At 63.2% G+C, this 16,950-nt stretch carries 16 protein-coding genes; 10 read left to right on the forward strand and 6 right to left on the reverse strand.

The window, feature by feature from the left end; translation table 11 throughout:
* Positions 1 to 822, reverse strand: an 822-nt coding sequence (locus L981_RS27100) for a LysR family transcriptional regulator (protein WP_043623780.1), incomplete at its 3' end; no start/stop codon positions are given.
* A gap of 12 nt (positions 823 to 834) precedes the next feature.
* On the opposite strand from L981_RS27100, the gene L981_RS27105 reads away from it, so the two are divergent.
* A complete protein-coding gene (locus L981_RS27105; RefSeq protein ID WP_156134259.1) occupies positions 835 to 1,173 on the forward strand; it encodes a hypothetical protein in 339 nt (112 codons plus the stop codon).
* A gap of 18 nt (positions 1,174 to 1,191) precedes the next feature.
* Here the strand turns inward: L981_RS27105 and xdhB are convergent, their stop codons facing one another.
* The 3 genes from xdhB to L981_RS27120 all read right to left on the reverse strand — a co-directional run bounded on the left by xdhB (position 1,192) and on the right by L981_RS27120 (position 5,940).
* Complete coding sequence (xdhB, locus tag L981_RS27110; protein ID WP_043623783.1) at positions 1,192 to 3,528, reverse strand: xanthine dehydrogenase molybdopterin binding subunit; 2,337 nt, start codon at positions 3,526 to 3,528, stop codon at positions 1,192 to 1,194.
* 2 nt (positions 3,529 to 3,530) lie between these two features.
* Positions 3,531 to 5,006: a xanthine dehydrogenase small subunit gene (gene xdhA, locus L981_RS27115; RefSeq protein WP_043623823.1), complete on the reverse strand. Its 1,476-nt coding sequence runs from the start codon at positions 5,004 to 5,006 to the stop codon at positions 3,531 to 3,533.
* Positions 5,007 to 5,163: 157 nt separating this feature from the next.
* Positions 5,164 to 5,940, reverse strand: coding sequence for a 3-hydroxybutyrate dehydrogenase (locus L981_RS27120; RefSeq protein WP_043623786.1), 777 nt, complete (start codon positions 5,938 to 5,940; stop codon positions 5,164 to 5,166).
* A gap of 254 nt (positions 5,941 to 6,194) precedes the next feature.
* Here L981_RS27120 and glpK point away from each other — a divergent pair, with 254 nt between their 5' ends.
* Complete coding sequence (gene glpK, locus L981_RS27125; protein WP_043623789.1) at positions 6,195 to 7,682, forward strand: glycerol kinase GlpK; 1,488 nt, start codon at positions 6,195 to 6,197, stop codon at positions 7,680 to 7,682.
* A 73-nt stretch (positions 7,683 to 7,755) separates the two neighbouring features.
* On the opposite strand, the gene L981_RS27130 is transcribed toward glpK, so the two are convergent.
* A complete protein-coding gene (locus tag L981_RS27130) occupies positions 7,756 to 8,244 on the reverse strand; it encodes a RidA family protein (protein ID WP_043623792.1) in 489 nt (162 codons plus the stop codon).
* Between the two features lie 197 nt (positions 8,245 to 8,441).
* Here L981_RS27130 and L981_RS27135 point away from each other — a divergent pair, with 197 nt between their 5' ends.
* The 5 genes from L981_RS27135 to sbmA all read left to right on the forward strand — a co-directional run bounded on the left by L981_RS27135 (position 8,442) and on the right by sbmA (position 13,997).
* A complete protein-coding gene (locus L981_RS27135; protein WP_043623794.1) occupies positions 8,442 to 9,137 on the forward strand; it encodes a TetR/AcrR family transcriptional regulator C-terminal domain-containing protein in 696 nt (231 codons plus the stop codon).
* Positions 9,138 to 9,241: 104 nt separating this feature from the next.
* On the forward strand, positions 9,242 to 10,300 hold the full coding sequence (locus tag L981_RS27140; protein WP_043623797.1) for an LLM class flavin-dependent oxidoreductase: 1,059 nt from the start codon (positions 9,242 to 9,244) through the stop codon (positions 10,298 to 10,300).
* Positions 10,301 to 10,400: 100 nt separating this feature from the next.
* Entirely contained in the window at positions 10,401 to 11,150 is a 750-nt protein-coding gene (gene map, locus L981_RS27145) for a type I methionyl aminopeptidase (protein WP_043623800.1), read from the forward strand.
* A gap of 213 nt (positions 11,151 to 11,363) precedes the next feature.
* Complete coding sequence (locus L981_RS27150; protein WP_082006174.1) at positions 11,364 to 12,563, forward strand: MFS transporter; 1,200 nt, start codon at positions 11,364 to 11,366, stop codon at positions 12,561 to 12,563.
* A 165-nt stretch (positions 12,564 to 12,728) separates the two neighbouring features.
* Positions 12,729 to 13,997, forward strand: a complete 1,269-nt coding sequence (sbmA, locus tag L981_RS27155; RefSeq protein WP_043623803.1) for a peptide antibiotic transporter SbmA — start codon at positions 12,729 to 12,731, stop codon at positions 13,995 to 13,997.
* Between the two features lie 21 nt (positions 13,998 to 14,018).
* Here sbmA and L981_RS27160 read toward each other — a convergent pair whose 3' ends face one another.
* Positions 14,019 to 15,026: a polysaccharide deacetylase gene (locus L981_RS27160; protein WP_043623808.1), complete on the reverse strand. Its 1,008-nt coding sequence runs from the start codon at positions 15,024 to 15,026 to the stop codon at positions 14,019 to 14,021.
* Here L981_RS27160 and L981_RS27165 point away from each other — a divergent pair.
* The 3 genes from L981_RS27165 (at position 15,025) to L981_RS27175 (ending at position 16,791) form a co-directional block, all read left to right on the forward strand.
* Positions 15,025 to 15,216 carry a hypothetical protein gene (locus L981_RS27165; protein ID WP_043623811.1) on the forward strand — a complete coding sequence of 64 codons (192 nt, stop codon included), beginning with the start codon at positions 15,025 to 15,027 and terminating at the stop codon, positions 15,214 to 15,216. The genes L981_RS27160 and L981_RS27165 overlap by 2 nt on opposite strands.
* Positions 15,217 to 15,249: 33 nt before the next feature.
* Positions 15,250 to 15,837 carry an NnrU family protein gene (locus tag L981_RS27170; RefSeq protein ID WP_043623814.1) on the forward strand — a complete coding sequence of 196 codons (588 nt, stop codon included), beginning with the start codon at positions 15,250 to 15,252 and terminating at the stop codon, positions 15,835 to 15,837.
* A 285-nt stretch (positions 15,838 to 16,122) separates the two neighbouring features.
* On the forward strand, positions 16,123 to 16,791 hold the full coding sequence (locus L981_RS27175; RefSeq protein WP_043623817.1) for a tetratricopeptide repeat protein: 669 nt from the start codon (positions 16,123 to 16,125) through the stop codon (positions 16,789 to 16,791).
* Positions 16,792 to 16,950: the final 159 nt, after the last annotated feature.

Here is a 16,950-nt window from a genome sequence, read left to right on the forward strand (position 1 = left end):
GTGCGGATAGGCGAGCCAGTAGTCGCAGCCGTCACTGCAGCGCAGGTCGAAGGGCTGATAGAGCCGGCCGAGCGCCACGTCATCGGGATAGAATTCCGGCGTCAGGATCGCCACGCCCTGGCCGGCGATTGCGGCACGCGCCTCGAAGGTCTGGGCACCGAGCCGGCTGTGCGGCCGCCCTTCGAGATCGGGATTCTCGACCCCGGCCGCCTTGAACCACATCGGCCACCAGGGATCGCCGGCATCGATGATCCTGAGCTTCAGGAGGTCGCGCGGCTCGTGCACGCCGCCGATTGTCTCTGCCAGCGCCGGGCTCAGCATCGGGCTGAATTCCACCCGCATCAGCGGATGGGTGTCGAGGCCGGGCCAGACGCCGCCGCCGGAGCGGATGGCGAGATCGGCGGGCTCGCGGGTGAAATCGGTGAGCGAGTCGCTCGTCGTCAGCCGAACGGCGATGTTCGGATGGGCGAGCTGGAAGCTGCCGATGTTGCGGGCGAGCCACTGCGAGGCGAAGGTCGGGGTCGAGCTGATCAGCAGCGCGCTGTCGATATCGCCGCGGGCATTGGAAACCGCCTCCTGCAGCATCTCGAAGGCCTCGGTCACGCGCGGCGCCATGCGATGGCCGACTTCCGTCAGCGAGATCTGCCGTGGGCGTCGCAGGAACAGCGGCTCGCCGACATTCTCCTCGATCAACTTAACCTGGTAGCTGACGGCCGTCTGGGTCATGCCCAGCTCTTCGCCGGCCTTGGTGAAGCTGCCGAGCCTTGCGACCGCTTCGAAGACCCTGAGCGCATTCAGCGGAAACTGCTTCGACATCTTCATGGATAAGTTCTCTTGATGCATGCAGACGGATGTTCGATTGGATTTCGATCCTCCTTCACGGCATCCTTCAAGTCAACTTCCCAAGACGAAACAGGTGCTGAAATGACTTGCGACACTTACGAACATACTGAAAGAAAACCATTTCTTTCGTTCGAGCCGGTCACCCGGCTTGTAGCCGGCCTGTTCGGCGGCCTTGTTGCCGCCAAGCCGACGCTCGACGTCAACGCGCTCCCTGACCACATCAAGAGAGACATGGGTTTCATGGATGGCCGCGGCCCCTATGGAGATGACGAAGAGGCAATGGCTGCCTCTCGCCGCCTTTTCAGCGTCGATGAAATGCCGCGGTTTTAACGTTGACGACGATGGTCGTCAGGCTTGCCGAAGGCGCTCGACGGCCATCAGCACACGCTCCGGTGTTGCCGGGGCGTCGAGGCGCGGGCACTCGCGATAATCAGCGACACTCGCCACCGCCATCGACAGGGCTTCGAGAACCGAGATCGGCAGCATGAACGGCGGCTCTCCCACCGCCTTGGAGCGGCCGATGGTCTTCTCGGCGTTGCTCGACCATTCGGCAAGCTTGACGTTGAAGATCTTCGGCCGGTCGGAGGCGAGCGGGATCTTGTAGGTGGAGGGGGCGTGGGTGCGAAGCCGGCCCTTGTCGTCCCACCAGAGTTCCTCGGTCGTCAGCCAGCCCATGCCCTGCACGAAGCCGCCTTCGATCTGGCCGATGTCGATCGCCGGATTGAGCGAGCGGCCGACATCGTGCAGCACGTCGACGCGATCGACCATGTATTCGCCGGTCAGCGTGTCGATTGAAACCTCCGAAACCGAGGCGCCGTAGGCGAAATAGTAGAACGGCGTGCCGCGACCGCTGGCGCGGTCCCAATGGATCTTCGGCGTCTTGTAATAGCCGGCAGCCGAAAGCTGGATGCGGCCCATATAGGCCTGCTTGATGAATTCCGGGAAGGGAATGAGTTCTTCGCCGATCTTCACGTGGTTGGTGACGAAGCTGACATTTTCGGGCGTCGTCTGCCAGCGTTCGCAGGCGAAGGCGACCAGCCGTTCCTTGATCTGGCGCGCGGCGTCGAACGCCGCCATGCCATTGAGGTCCGAGCCTGAGGAGGCCGCAGTCGCCGACGTGTTCGGCACCTTGCCTGTGGTCGTTGCGGTGATGCGCACCCGGTCGAGATCGACTTGGAAACTGTCGGCGATCACCTGGGCCACCTTGATGTAGAGCCCCTGACCCATCTCGGTGCCGCCATGGTTCAGGTGGATCGAGCCGTCCTGGTAGATGTGGACGAGAGCGCCGGCCTGGTTGAAGGCGGTCAACGTGAAGGAGATGCCGAACTTCACCGGCGTCAGAGCGATGCCCTTGCGGATGACGCGGCTCGTCCTGTTGAAGTCGAGAATCGCCTGGCGGCGTGCCTGATAGTCGGTGCTCTCTTCGAGTTCGGCGACGATTTGCGCGATGATGTTGTCTTCGACCTGCTGGTGGTAGGGCGTGACATCGCGGCCGGAACCCTTGTCGCCATAAAAATTCAGCTTGCGGATTTCGAGCGGGTCCTTACCGAGCTGGTAGGCGATCTCCTCAATGATGCGCTCGCCGCCGACCATGCCTTGCGGCCCGCCGAAACCGCGATAGGCGGTGTTGGAGACGGTGTTGGTCTTCAGCGGCTGCGAGGTGAGCTTCACATGCGGATAGAAATAGGAGCTATCCGCGTGGAACAGCGCGCGGTCGGTGACCGGGCCAGACAGATCCGATGAGTAGCCGCAGCGGGCGGCGTAATTGGCATGGACCGCGTGAATGCGGCCGTCTTCGTCGAAGCCGACATCGTAGTCGACGAGGAAATCGTGGCGCTTGCCGGTCGCCGTCATGTCCTCGTCCCGGTCAGGGCGGAACTTGACGGCGCGGTTGAGCTTCTTCGCCGCAACCGCCGCAAGCGCTGCGAACTGGTTTCCTTGCGTTTCCTTGCCGCCGAAGCCGCCGCCCATGCGGCGCACGTTCACCGTCACCGCATTGGAGGGCACGCCGAGCACGTGCGAGACCATGTGCTGGATCTCGCTCGGATGCTGGGTCGAGGACCAGACAGTGACCTCGTCATCCTCGCCGGGAATGGCAAGGGCGATATGGCCTTCGAGGTAGAAATGCTCCTGGCCGCCGATACGCATCTGCCCTTTGAGCCGGCGCGGCGCTTTTTCGAGCTCGGCTTCCGCATCGCCGCGCTGCAGGGTCAGCGGCTGCGTGACCAGTTCGCCGCCATGAGCGACGGCGTCGAGAATGTCGGTGAAATGCGGCAGGTCGCGATAGGTGATCTTTGCCAGTCGCGCCGCGCGGCGGGCGATATCACGGGTTTCTGCAATGACGGCGAAGGCCGGCTGGCCATGAAACTGCACGAGGCCATCGGCAAGCACCGGCTCGTCGTGCAGGTGGCTGGGGCTGATGTCGTTGGAATGCGGCATGTCCTTGGCGGTCAGCACGCAGACGACACCCGGCATGGCAGCGACGGCCGAAAGGTCCATGGCGGTGATTTCCGCATGCGCCCGATCGGTCATGCCGAGCGCGCCGTGCAGGGTGCCCGTCGGTTCCGGCATGTCATCGATATAGTCGGCGGTGCCGGAGACGTGTTTGTGGGCGCTGTCGTGGCGCTGCGAGACATGCATCTCGCCACGGATCGCCTTGCGTTCCTCGAAGGTGGATTTGTCCATGGTCATCTGTCTCCCGCAGCGAAGCGCACCAGTTGTGCGGGCTCCCCGCCACTTTCCAGGAAGAAGCGCATCAGCAGGTTCTTCGCCGCCAGCATGCGATAGTCGCTCGTTGCCCGCCAGTCGGTGAGCGGCTGGTAGTCCGCATCAAAGGCCGCTTGCGCGTTGCGAACCGTCTCCTCGGTCCAGGGCTTGCCGATGAGCGCCGCTTCCACATTGGTTGCGCGCTTTGGCGTGGCGGCCATGCCGCCGAAGGCGATGCGGGCGGCGCGGACGGTGCCGTCTTCCACCGACAGGCGGAAAGCGCCGAGCAGGGCGGAGATATCCTCGTCGCGGCGCTTGGAGATCTTGTAGGCGGCAAAGAGATCGCCATCCGGCAGGCGTGGCACGAAGATGCTCTCGACGAATTCGCCGGGCTGACGGTCCTGCTTGCCATAGGCGATGAAGAATTCTTCGAGCGGCAGCGTCCGGCGGCCGTCCTTCGAGCGCAACGTCACGGTGGCCCCGAGAACGATCAGCGGCGGAGGGCTGTCGCCGATGGGCGAGCCGTTGGCGATGTTGCCGCCTATCGTGCCCATGTTGCGTACCTGCTCGCCGCCGATGCGGTTGATCAGCGGGCCGAGGGCGGGAAACGCCTCTGTGAGTGCGGCATAGGCCATGCTGTAGCTGACGCCGGCGCCGATGGTCAGACCTGCCTCAGCCTCTTCGATGCCTTGCAGTTCAGCAATGCCGTTGATGAAAATGACCGGGTTGATCGGCCGCATCTGCTTGGTCACCCAGAGGCCGACATCGGTGGAACCGGCAACGACCGTCGCCCCCGGATTGTCGGCAAGCGCTTGCGCAAGACCATCGCCGTCGGCCGGCACGATCAGACAGTTTTCGCCCTGGCGGACGGTGATCGTCTCAGCCGGCGCCAGCGTCTTCAGCCGGGCAATGATCGTTTCCCGTTCCCGGGTGATCGGATCGAAGATCTCGGAGGGGCGCGCTTCTGCCGCCGCTTCGGCGGCGCGCACGATCGGCTCGTAGCCGGTGCAGCGACAGAGATTGCCCTGCAGCGCCTTTTCGATATCGGCGCGGCTGGGGCTGTCGTTGGAAAGCCACAGGCCATAGAGCGACATGACGAAACCGGGCGTGCAGAAGCCGCATTGCGAACCGTGGAAATCGACCATCGCCTGCTGGACCGGATGCAGTGCGCCATCCTGGCCGGCGAGATGTTCGACGGTCACGACATGGGTTGCCTGCAGCGAGCCGAGGAAACGAATGCAGGCGTTGACGCTCTCATAGACGAGCCGGTCGCCCCAAAGCCGCCCGACGAGCACGGTGCAGGCGCCGCAGTCGCCCTCCGCACAGCCTTCCTTGGTGCCGGTCAGCCGGCGCTCCAGCCGCAGATAGTCGAGCAGCGTCGTTGTTGGTGCGATGTCGGAAAGGGCGACCTCGCGGTCGTTGAGGATGAAGCTGATGCTTCTGTTCGGCTGGGGCATGCCATTCATTCCCTGCGCTGCTGCATTTAACCTGAAATCACTTTGATCTTAGGTGGTTATGCAGAAAAGCAAAGAGCCGAACGGACTTTTGCACGGCATGCGGGCAGCGCGCGGGTCATCAAGTTCGCGCTGCGATCGCCTTGGCGGATGCCGGGCGCTACTGCGCCGTCCAGCCGCCATCCATCGATACATGCGTGCCGGTGATCTGTGCGGCGTCCTCGCCGGCGAGATAGACGGCGAGCGCTGCGACCTGCTCGACGGTGATGAACTTCTTCGTCGGCTGGCCCTTCAGCATCACGTCGTTGATCACCTGCTGCTCGGTGATGCCGCGGGTGCGCGCCTGGTCGGGGATCTGCTTTTCGACGAGAGGTGTCAGCACATAGCCCGGGCAGATCGAGTTCGCAGTGATGCCGCTTTCGGCAACCTCGAGCGCAACGGTCTTCGTCAGGCCGAGAACGCCGTGCTTGGCGGCCACATATGCCGCCTTGAAGGGCGAGGCGACGAGACCATGAGCCGAGGCGATGTTGATGATGCGGCCCCAGCCCTTCGCCTTCATGCCGGGAATGGCAGCGCGAATGGTGTGGAACGAGGAGGAGAGGTTGATCGCGATGATGCGATCCCATTGCTCGATCGGGAAGTCCTCGACCTTTTCGACATATTGAATCCCGGCATTGTTGACGAGGATATCGACGCTGCCGAAGCGGGCCGTGGCGGTGGCGATCAGGTCGGCGATCTCGGCGGGCTTCGTCATGTCGGCGCCGTGATAAAGGACTGTCCCGCTCGTCAGCGCGCTGACGTCGTCCGTCGCCTTCTTGATTTCGTCCGGGCTGCCGAAGCCGTTCAGCACGATATTGGCGCCACCCTTGGCGAAGGCCTTGGCGATCGCAAGCCCGATGCCGCTCGTCGAACCGGTGATGACCGCTGTTTTCGTCATTGCTGCTCTCTCCCTTTGTGGCGCCGCGCACTGCTTTGTTGCGGCGCAACAGCGCCAGCCTACGCGGAAAATGCCTGACCTGACAATTGTGTTTTTGGGTTCGGGACCGCAGAGTTGAGGAGGGGAATAGCGAAGTCGACGGTTGCGTTTTGTTTTCGTTTGACATTCGTTTTGCCATCGTATTGAAGTTTTCGAAATGAGATCCCGCCTTCAAGGCCGGGTGAACAAACATGCGTGTGGCCGGGGAGGGGCATATGGGCGGATATATTCTCGCGATCGATCAGGGTACGACCTCGAGCCGGGCGATCATCTTCGACGGTCAGCAGCAAATCGCCGGCGCCAGCCACAAGGAATTCAAGCAGTATTTTCCGAAATCCGGGTGGGTCGAACACGATCCCGAGGAAATCTGGCAGACGGTGCTTTCGACGGTCGAGGACGCGCTCGCCAAGGCCGGCATCAAGGCCGGCGACCTCTCGGGCATCGGTATCACCAACCAGCGCGAGACCGTCGTCGTCTGGGATCGCGAGACCGGCAATCCCATCCACAATGCGATCGTCTGGCAGGACCGCCGCACCGCCTCCTATTGCGATCGGCTGAAGAAGCAGGGGCTGGAAAAAACCTTCACCAAGAAGACCGGCCTGCTGCTCGATCCCTATTTCTCCGGCACCAAGCTCAACTGGCTGCTGACCAACATCGACAGGGCGCAGGCGCGCGCCGCAAAGGGCGAGCTCTGCTTCGGCACCATCGATACCTTCCTCATCTGGCGGCTGACCGGCGGCCAGTCTTTCGTCACCGACGCGACCAACGCCTCGCGCACGCTGCTCTATAATATCGCCGACAATGCCTGGGACGACGAACTGCTGAAGATCCTGAAAGTGCCGCGTGCCATGCTGCCCGAGGTCAAGGATTGCGCCGCCGATTTCGGCGTCACCGATCCAGCACTTTTCGGCGCGGCGGTCCCGATCCTCGGTGTCGCCGGCGACCAGCAGGCGGCGACCATCGGCCAGGCCTGCTTCAAGCCGGGCATGCTGAAATCCACCTATGGCACCGGCTGCTTCGCGTTGCTCAACACCGGCAAGGACATGGTCCGCTCGAAGAACCGGCTGCTCACCACGATTGCCTACAAGCTTGACGGCGAAACCACCTATGCGCTCGAAGGCTCGATTTTCGTCGCCGGTGCCGCGGTGCAATGGTTGCGCGACGGGTTGAAGGTGATCAAGGCCGCCCCCGATACCGGCACCCTTGCCGAAAGTGCCGATCCGACGCAGGAGGTTTATTTGGTGCCGGCCTTCACCGGGCTTGGCGCGCCGCATTGGGATCCGGATGCGCGTGGCGCGATCTTCGGCATGACCCGCAACACCGGTCCGGCGGAATTTGCCCGCGCGGCACTCGAAGCCGTCTGCTACCAGACGCGCGACCTGCTTGAAGCCATGCACAAGGACTGGCGCAACAACGGCAAGGAAACGGTGCTGCGCGTCGATGGCGGCATGGTTGCCTCCGACTGGACGATGCAGCGCCTGTCGGACCTGCTCGACGCGCCGGTTGACCGGCCCGTCATCCTCGAAACGACCGCGCTTGGCGTCGCCTGGCTTGCCGGCAGCCGCGCCGGCGTCTGGCCGAAGCAGGAAGACTTCGCAAAGTCCTGGGCACGCGACCGCCGCTTCGAGCCCGCCATGGACGAGAAGACACGCAAGGCGAAGTTCAAGGGCTGGCGCAACGCCGTCAAGCGCACGCTGAGCTGAGAGACCGGACGAGCGACGATTTTCGCCGCGTCCGGTTCGTGAAGTCTGACGGGCTGCGCCTGCAAGCCGCCCGTCAGTCGATGACTGCGACCGCTTCCACCTCGAACAGCATGCCGTCGACCGCCAGCTTGGGCACCGGAACGAGGGTCTGCGCCGGCAGGGTTGTTCCGAACATTTCCTTGACGCTGCGGGTCAGGACCTCAAGCTTGGACATGTCGTGGTCGACCACGAAGATGGTGAGCTTGGCGACCTGGTCGGGCCTTGCGCCAAGGCCCTCGAGCGCTGCACCCAGATTGGCATAGGCCTGCTTGACCTGCACCGCGAAGTCGGGAGACAGGCCGCCCCTGCTGTCCTGACCGCCCTGTCCTGAAATGTAGGCCACCCGGGCCCCGGCAGGCACGATCACCGCGGTGCTGTAGCCATGCGGCGTCGGGTCGTAGAGGTTTTTTGGGTTGACGATCGTCAGCTTCGTCGCCTGCTCGCTTGCTGTCGCCAGGGTGGAAACGCCTGTGGTCATGATGATGAACCCTCCGATCATGAGATGTCTGATTGCGTGTGACATGATGCTCTCTCGTCTCCGAGGTCTGCGCGCGACGCGGCTTGCAGACCCGCAGGTTTGACCTTTCGCCGTCGCTCCTTGATATTGGCTCGTACGACGTACGACTGATTTACATCGTACGCCGTACGAGTCAATCGTTCAGGATCGACATCCTGCGTGTTGTCGGCGTAAATCGGTGTTTCAATCTGTAAGGAAGACGCATGGCTGGGAAAGGGAACGGCGGGCAGGGCAAACGCTCCCAACGGGTGGAGGCGGCAGTTGAAGCCGGGCAGAAGCCGGGCGGCGAACCGTCGCTGTCTCTGGACCGCATCGTCGCAACGGCGGTCGACCTGCTGGATGCCGAGGGTCTCGAGGGGCTGAAGATGCGCCGCCTTGCCGACCGTCTCGGCGCCGGCGTCATGAGCCTCTATTGGCATGTCAGCAACAAGGAAGAGGTGTTCGACCTGGCGCTCGATGCGGTGTTTGCCTATCGCGAAGCCCCGCAAAAGACCGAGCCAGAGGATTGGCGTAGCGATGTGGTTCACATGCTCGAAGACTGGCGTGCAATCATGTTGCGCCATCCCTGGTCGGCATCGCTGTTGCCGCGCCGGGCGCTCGGCCCGAACATCCTCGCCCGCCTGGAAACCATGAGCAAGGCTCTGTCGGGCGCCGGCGTTGCCGATGCCAGCATGAACGTCGCGATCTGGTCGCTGTGGAACTACGTGCTCGGCGCCACCGTCACACGGGCGAGCTTCGCGCTTTCGGACGCCGACCAGACTGCCGGACAACAGCGCCTCTCGGTGCTCAGCGAACGCTATCCGACCATCGAGCGCACGCGCCTGCTGCTCGACAACGACTGGGACGGCACGTTCCGGAAAGGTCTCGACATTCTGCTCGACGGTCTGTCGCGCCGCTGACGTCCATTGGTGTTCATCCGGGAAACACTGTGTTTCCCGGATGTGCATTTGCTGCTCCCGCGCGCGCCAACTATCTGTTGTGCAAACAGAAAAAGGACAGGCACATGGAACTCGGGCTTTACACATTCGCGGATGTCGATCCGAATGCCGATGACAAGGGCAGGGAAGGGCAGCGCCGCCTCAACAACCTTCTCGAAGAGATCGAGCTTGCCGATCAGGTCGGCCTCGACGTCTTCGGGCTCGGCGAACATCACCGCCCCGACTATGCGGCCTCGGCGCCGGCGGTCATCCTGGCAGCCGCAGCCGCGAGGACGAAGACCATCCGGCTGACGAGTGCCGTCACGGTGTTGAGCTCGGACGATCCCGTGCGCGTTTTCCAGCAGTTTTCGACGCTGGACCTGATCTCGGGTGGTCGCGCCGAAATCATGGCCGGCCGCGGGTCCTTCATCGAATCCTTCCCGCTCTTCGGCCAGTCGCTCGACGACTACGACCAGCTCTTTGCCGAGAAGCTCGATCTGCTGATGGCGCTGCGCGAGAACGAGAAGGTCTCGTGGGCGGGTGAGATGCGACCGGCGATCCATGATCGCGGCGTCTATCCGCGGCCGCTGCAGCAGGAACTGCCGCTCTGGATCGCCGTCGGAGGCACGCCGCAGTCGGTGGCGCGGGCCGGGGCGCTTGGCCTGCCGGTGGCGCTTGCCATCATCGGTGGCGAACCCCGTCGGTTTGCGCCGCTCTTCGATCTCTATCGCGAGGCCGCGCGGCGGGCCGGCCAGGATCCGGCAAAGCTGAAGACCAGCATCAACGTGCACGGCTTCATCGCCGATACGACCGATCTTGCCGCCGACCAGTTCTATGGTCCGCAGGCGGAGGTGATGAACCGCATCGGCCGCGAGCGCGGCTGGGGACCGACCGACCGGGCGCATTTCGACCAGGCGCGCAGCCCCAGCGGCAACCTCTTCCTCGGCGACCCGGAAACGGTGGCCGAAAAGATCGTCGAGAACTGGAAGCTGTTCCGCAACGATCGCTTCTTGCTGCAGATGGCGATCGGGCCGATGCCGCACGACCAGATCATGCGCGGTATCGAACTCTACGGCACGAAGGTGGCGCCGCTGGTGCGCAAGGCTGTGGCGGAAGAGAAGGCGGTGGCCCCGGCCGCCGTCTGACCGGAAACGCCGGGTCTTGTGCCCGGTTTCCGGTCATTCCGCTCGGCGCTGGCATAACGCCTGGCGACACGCTACATGTGAGCGCGAAAGCGAGATACGGATGACCCTCAACAACGAAGAAGATCTGCTGCGGCTGAAGGAAATCGGCCGCATCTGCGCCAACGCGCTGCAGGCGATGGGCGAGGCCTTGGAGCCCGGCATCACCACGGCGGAACTGGATGCGATCGGCCGCAAGGTGCTGGAAGAGGCCGGCGCGCGTTCGGCGCCCGAACTTTGCTACAATTTTCCAGGCGCCACCTGCATCAGCGTCAACGAGGAAATCGCCCACGGCATTCCCGGCGGCCGCGTCATCAAGGCGGGCGATCTCGTCAACATCGACGTGTCAGCCGAAAAAGACGGCATCTTCGCAGACACCGGCGCCTCGTTCCCGGTGCCGCCGGTGACCGCCGCGATCGACCGGCTGTGCCGCGACGGCAAGCGGGCGATGTGGGTGGGTCTTAAGCAGGTTCGCCCCGACCAGCCGCTGGCGGCGATCGGCAATGCGATCGGCGACTTCGCCCGCAAGAATCGCTACTCGCTGGTCACCAACCTCGCCAGCCACGGCATCGGCCGCTCGCTGCACGAAGAGCCGACCGAGATCGCCACCTGGCCCGATCCCAAGGAGCGCCGCCGGATGACCGACGGCATGGTGTTTACGGTCGAGCCATTCCTGTCGATGGGCGCACAATGGGCCGAAGGCGGCAACGACGACTGGACGCTCTACAGCGATCCGCGCGCGCCGACGGTGCAGTACGAGCACACGGTCGTGGTCACCCGCGGCGGGCCGCTGGTGGTCACGCTGCCGGGCTGAGCCAGGGATACGGCGGTGGTTTAGGGCCTTCGTCGTCCTCCAGACGATTTTTGCTCCCTCGCTGCAATGCATTATGTGCCGCCGTGACGTCGCGCATTTCACCTTTTCGGCGACTGGTCTAAGCCATTGAAATCGGCGATCGTTCGATTTCTTCAATAGGTCCTTCAATTATTGTCGTTTGTGGTCTGCCGTGTTGCGGCGCAATAAACTGATATGACCACGCTCGACAGACCGCTGCAGACCAACATCGCCGCCACGGCAGCCGCCGGCGCCATCGCCATGGCCGTCGCCATGGGGTTTGGGCGCTTTTCCTACACGCCGATCCTGCCGGCGATGATGGCGGATCTCGGCCTGTCGCCGGGCGATGCCGGTTTGATCGCTTCGGCCAATTTCGTCGGCTACCTCGCCGGCGCCATCCTTGCCGCCTATGGCTGGGCCCATGGGCACGAGCGGCGGATCGGGCTTTTGTCGCTCGTCGCCACGACAGCGTTGCTGGCGGCCATGGGGCTGTCGTCCTCCGTCGTCGTGCTGGCGCTGATCCGCTTTCTGGCCGGTCTTGCCAGCGCCTTTGCGATGATCTTCATCTCCGGCATCGTGCTTGGCCATGGCGTGCTTGCGCGCTCGGAAAACGTGCCCGCCGTCCACTTTGGCGGCGTCGGCCTCGGCATCGCGTTTTCATCGCTTTGCGTCTGGGCGAACCCGCTTGCGGGGCACGCTGGCCTGACGACCTCCATGGGCGACTGGTTCACCGGCGCGCTGGTCGGGCTGGTCGGGACTGTCGTCGTTGCCGCACTTCTGCCCGGGGTTCCTTCTTCCGGTTCAGGTCCGGTGCGCGAAAAGCCGCTACGCTGGACGCGGCCGCTGACGGTGGTGACCTTCACCTACGCGCTCTTCGGCTTTGGCTATGTGATCACCGCCACCTTCCTCGTCACCATGGCGCGCGATCCGAGCGGCGGCCACAGCATCGAATTTTTCGCCTGGCTGCTGACGGGGCTTGCCGCAGCGCTCTCCGTCTATCTCTGGCGCTTTGCCGTGCCGCGCTTCGGGCTTGCCGGTGTCTACGCGATCGGGCTTCTGGTCGAGGCGGTCGGGCTGGTGCTGACGGTCAGCCTGCCTTTGCCCTATGCCCCGCTTGCCGGCGGCCTGATGCTTGGCGCAACCTTCATGATGATCACTGCCTATGGCCTGCAGATCGGCCGGAAGCTGACGCCCGAAAGTCCGCGCAAGGCTCTGGCCCTGATGACGGCCGCCTTCGGCATCGGCCAGATCATTGGCCCTCTGGTGGCCGGCCGGCTTGCTGAGCGCACGGGCAGCTTCGCCGCGCCGACCCTGATTGCGGCCGCCGTCCTCTTCCTCTGCGGCGGCGTCATTGTTGTCGAGCTGAAGCGGATTTCACAGGCGTTGCGGGGCTAGCCAGCGACCCTGGCAGCCCTCAAAAAACATCCGTGCAATACGGGCGGCCGACCGGATGAAATAACAGTAACGTTTATATTATCCGATTGTTGAGAGCGGCGCTTTGCCCTAGTTTCGGCGCTTCGAGCGGTAACACATCGCCTTACCGAAACGTGAGTAGACCCCTTGTTCCATTCCTTCTTTCCGAAGCCGAAGCTGTTCTTCACCTCCGGTGCCCTCTGGTCGATCATCTGCATTATCGTTTGGTACACCGTCGGCCCGCAATTGGGCGCTGCGGTCGGCCTGCCGCCACTGGCCCCTGGCGAAAAACCACCGATCGGCCTTGCTTACTTCTTCACGCCGGACAATCTCTGGTTCTATCTCTACTTCACGATCTTCGTTGCGATCTTCGGCGGTGCTTGGAAGATCATCGCCAGGGATCACCCTTGGGTGAATTGGTCGATCTGGGGCTCCGCCTTCATCATCTTCATCGCCTATTTCGCCGTGCAGGCATCGGTGGCGCTCAACAACTGGCGCGGTCCGTTCTTCGATCTGTTGCAGGACGCGCTTGCCGGTAAGCCGGGGATCACGACGAGCCAGTTCTACACGCTGCAACTGCGCTTCCTCGAAATCGGATTCGTCGGCGTTACGCTGAACGTCGTCACCGCATTCTTCACCAATCACTACGTGTTCCGCTGGCGCACCGCCATGAACGACTTCTACATGTCGAAGTGGGACAAGCTGCGCCACATCGAGGGCGCTTCGCAGCGTGTTCAGGAAGACACGATGCGCTTCGCCAATATTCTCGAAGGCCTCGGTGTTACACTGATCAACTCGGTGATGACGCTGGTGGTGTTCCTGCCCCTGCTGTTCAACATGTCGCAGCACGTGGCTGACCTTCCGATCATCGGCGCCGTACCGCACGCGCTGTTCTGGCTGGCGATCGCTTGGTCGCTGTTTGGCACGGCGCTTCTGGCGCTCGCCGGTATCAAGCTGCCAGGGCTGAACTTCAAGAACCAGCGCGTCGAAGCGGCCTACCGTAAGGAACTGGTCTATGGTGAAGACCATGCGGATCGTGCTCAGCCGGTGACGGTCCGGGAGCTGTTCGGCAATGTTCGCCGCAACTACTTCCGTATGTACTGGCACTATCTGTACTTCAATATCGCGCGCTACTCCTATGGTCAGCTCGACGCGATCTTCCTGAACTTCATCCTGATTCCGACCTTCGTTGCCGGCAAGATCACCATGGGCATCTGGCAGCAGATCGCGACAGCCTTCGGTGAGGTCAGCAACTCGTTCCAGTACCTGGTCAACTACTGGTCGACGATTATCGAACTGTTGTCGATCCACAAGCGCTTGAAAGCCTTTGAGGCTGCTATCTCCGACGAGCCGCTGCCGGATATCGACCAGCGCTACCTGGAGCGGGGCGCCGCGGAAGATGCGCAGCCGGCCTAAGGCCGGCGCAACCGACGAAAATCAGAAGGCGGAGCGACCCGCCTTCTTTTTTGCCTGCTCGATCAGGGGCAACGCCTGGGCGTAGCTGACGCAGGCGACGTCGGCCTTGCCGCAGACTTCGCTCAGCAGGCGGTCAAGCGCGCGCCAGTAGGCGCCGCCGTTCATTTCGACGAAATGGAAACCGAGCTGCAGCGGGATGCGGTCGCCCGTATATTCGCGGTCGAAGGCTTTCTTGTAGGCCTCGTAGGTGCGCTCCTCGAAGCGGGCGCTGTCCTTCTTGTTCTCGACGCCCATGGAGTGGCGGACGAAGAGATTGTAGTCCATGCCGATGACCGGGCGCTGCGACGGTCCCTCGGGGATCAGCGGCAGGCCGAAGCGCGGCAGACCGTCCTTCTCCGACGGCCAGCCCGGGCCCTTGGTCACCAGGCTCGCGTCATAGGTGAAGCCCCACTCCTTCAGCGCCGGCACCAGGCCATCGCTCAGCGAAAGATAGGGCGCGCGGAAGCCCTTGACGCCGCCCCTGGCGAAATCCGCCCAGCCCTGAGGCTCGGCCTCGGGCGTGCCGGCCTTCTTCCAGGCGTCTTTGAGCGCCGTGTCGAACGTCGAAAACTCGCTTTCCCAGTCGGCCTTGCTCCAGCCCTTGCCGTCGAAGTGGCCGCAGGCGTGGCTGGCGATATCGTGACCGTCGAGATGGGCCTGCCAGATGTGACCGGCGCGCGCCGCGATCTCCTCGCGGCTCTGGGCGAAGCCGACATTCGAGCGGCCCGCCTTCTGGCCCGGCGGCTTGTAAAGCGTCTTGCCGTCCGCGCGGGTCATCAGGAAGGTGCAGGAGAGGAAATAGGTGAAATGCGCACCGGTGCGCTTGGCCATCGCCAGGCTCTTTTCCCAAAGCGCGTTGTCATGCGCGCCGTCGAACGAGACGATCACCAGCTGCTTGTCGCCGGCGGGCGTAGTGGCCGGCGACGCCGGCTCGGCCCTGGCAAGAGCGGGAAGAAGGGCGAGCGAGAGGGCAAGCGGAATACGGATCATGATCAACTGCACTGTTTTGGTTTTGTCGCAAATGGTTCGAAAATGCGGCAATCCTTTGATCGGTCTGGAAAAAACGCGCCATCAAGGCTACTCCATAGCAACCTGGGCGGAATCGGTCCGGGAACCGAAGATACTGGAAATCAACAGGCTTCAGCGGCCGGCTCCCGTCTTTTCCGACGCGCGGCGCTGAGTCCGCCCGATACTCGAACAAAGCGGTGGCCCCATGGCGATACTCGTTCTCGGCATCATTCTTTTTCTCGGCCTGCATCTCATCCGCGTCGTCGCGCCCGGTTTCCGCGCCGGCGTGATCGAGAGCCGCGGCAAGGGCACCTGGATGGGGATCTATGCCATCCTCAGCCTCATCGGCCTCTGTCTGATCATCTATGGCTTCGGCCAGGCCCGCAGCGAAACGGGCATGCTCTACGATCCGCCCGTATTCATGCGCCACATCGCCCTGCTGCTGATGCTTTTTGCGTTCATCTTCCTTGCTGCCGGCTTTCTCCCGGCCGGGCGCATCGCGGTTGCGGTCAAGCATCCGCAGGTGCTTTCGATCAAGATCTGGGCGCTGGCGCATCTGCTCGCCAATGGTGAAACGTCCTCCGTCCTGCTGTTCGGCTCGTTTCTCGCCTGGGCGGTGATCCTGCGCATCTCGCTGAAGCGTCGCGAGCGGGCAGGCGAACGCGTACTGCCGGTGTTCAAGTCGGCCTCCAACGACGTGCTCGCCGTCATCATCGGGCTTGTCGCCTACGTGCTCTTCGTCTGGAAGCTGCACGAATGGTTGATCGGCGTTGCGCCGGTCGTCATGGGCTGACGCAATTTCCGGGAAAAATGCGCAGCGCTTTGCGCCGGGAACTGCAGTAACAGAAAATTTAGAGCGACAGAGGCGGCCTCGTGGCGGCCATCGGCGCTCTAAATCGCGTCGGCCCCCTTACAAGCGCCGCAAAATCGGGTAGAAGGCGCAAAATCCATGAGAGTGCGGCGGGTGCGGCAAAGGACCCGTCGTGCATGCTCGAACAGTTTGAGAGTGTCCGTTCCGCCGATCGTCATCAGACCGTTGGCGCGGCGGGCCAGTGTGCAGGCAAGGCCGGGGCAATAGATGGCGAACCAAGACGACAGCTTTATCCGCGAGGTCAATGAGGAACTGCGTTCCGACCAGATGAAGAGCATCTGGGCCCGCTTCGGCGGCGTCATCGTGGCGATCGCCGTGCTCATCGTTCTCGGCACCATCGGCAAGGTCGGCTTCGACTACTGGCAGGATGGCGCCTCCTCGAAGTCGGGCGATGCGTTCTTGCAGGCGCTCAACCTCGCCAAGGAAAACAAGACGGACGAGGCGCTCACCGCCTTGAACACGCTGGAGAAGGACGGCTACGGCGCCTATCCGGTGCTGGCGCGTCTGCGCGCCGCCACGCTGCAGGCGCAGAAGGGCGAGACCGACGCGGCTGCCAAGGCCTTCTCCGCCATCGGTAAGGACGGCAGCGTTCCGACGGCTATTCAGGAGGCAGCGCGCCTGCGTGCAGCTTACTTGCTGGTCGACACCGGCAGCTACGACCAGGTTTCGGCCGAGGTCGAGCAGCTTGCAACGCCGCAGAACAACATGCGCCACTCGGCGCGTGAGGCTCTTGGCCTCGCTGCCTACAAGTCCGGCGACTACGCCAAGGCGAAGACCTGGTTCCAGCAGATCGTCGACGATGCGCAGAGCCCGCGCAACGTTACCGGTCGCGCGCAGATGCTGCTCGACGTGATCGCCGCCAGCGGCAAGGCCTAAGACAACAGCAGCCTATCCCCGCCGCGATGGGCACAGGGTGCAAGACCCCTTCGAATCAGCGCATGATCCCAATGTCGGTCTCGACCTTGGGATTGTGCGCTAAAGCGTTTAAAGCAGTTCCAGCAAAAGTGCTTAAGCGGTTTTGCGTCCGGAACTGCG

Origin of the sequence: Ensifer sp. ZNC0028 (genome assembly GCF_000799055.1) — a bacterium.
Lineage (GTDB): Bacteria > Pseudomonadota > Alphaproteobacteria > Rhizobiales > Rhizobiaceae > Ensifer.

What these genes read in the sequence shown, in the direction of transcription:
- xdhB (WP_043623783.1), bottom strand. Translation starts at nt 3,528, where the DNA reads ATGGACAAATCCACCTTCGAGGAACGCAAGGCGATCCGTGGCGAGATG.
- xdhA (WP_043623823.1), bottom strand. Translation starts at nt 5,006, where the DNA reads ATGCCCCAGCCGAACAGAAGCATCAGCTTCATCCTCAACGACCGCGAG.
- L981_RS27120 (WP_043623786.1), bottom strand. Translation starts at nt 5,940, where the DNA reads ATGACGAAAACAGCGGTCATCACCGGTTCGACGAGCGGCATCGGGCTT.
- glpK (WP_043623789.1), top strand. Translation starts at nt 6,195, where the DNA reads ATGGGCGGATATATTCTCGCGATCGATCAGGGTACGACCTCGAGCCGG.
- L981_RS27130 (WP_043623792.1), bottom strand. Translation starts at nt 8,244, where the DNA reads ATGTCACACGCAATCAGACATCTCATGATCGGAGGGTTCATCATCATG.
- L981_RS27135 (WP_043623794.1), top strand. Translation starts at nt 8,442, where the DNA reads ATGGCTGGGAAAGGGAACGGCGGGCAGGGCAAACGCTCCCAACGGGTG.
- L981_RS27140 (WP_043623797.1), top strand. Translation starts at nt 9,242, where the DNA reads ATGGAACTCGGGCTTTACACATTCGCGGATGTCGATCCGAATGCCGAT.
- map (WP_043623800.1), top strand. Translation starts at nt 10,401, where the DNA reads ATGACCCTCAACAACGAAGAAGATCTGCTGCGGCTGAAGGAAATCGGC.
- L981_RS27150 (WP_082006174.1), top strand. Translation starts at nt 11,364, where the DNA reads ATGACCACGCTCGACAGACCGCTGCAGACCAACATCGCCGCCACGGCA.
- L981_RS27165 (WP_043623811.1), top strand. Translation starts at nt 15,025, where the DNA reads ATGATCAACTGCACTGTTTTGGTTTTGTCGCAAATGGTTCGAAAATGC.
- L981_RS27160 (WP_043623808.1), bottom strand. Translation starts at nt 15,026, where the DNA reads ATGATCCGTATTCCGCTTGCCCTCTCGCTCGCCCTTCTTCCCGCTCTT.
- L981_RS27170 (WP_043623814.1), top strand. Translation starts at nt 15,250, where the DNA reads ATGGCGATACTCGTTCTCGGCATCATTCTTTTTCTCGGCCTGCATCTC.
- L981_RS27175 (WP_043623817.1), top strand. Translation starts at nt 16,123, where the DNA reads ATGGCGAACCAAGACGACAGCTTTATCCGCGAGGTCAATGAGGAACTG.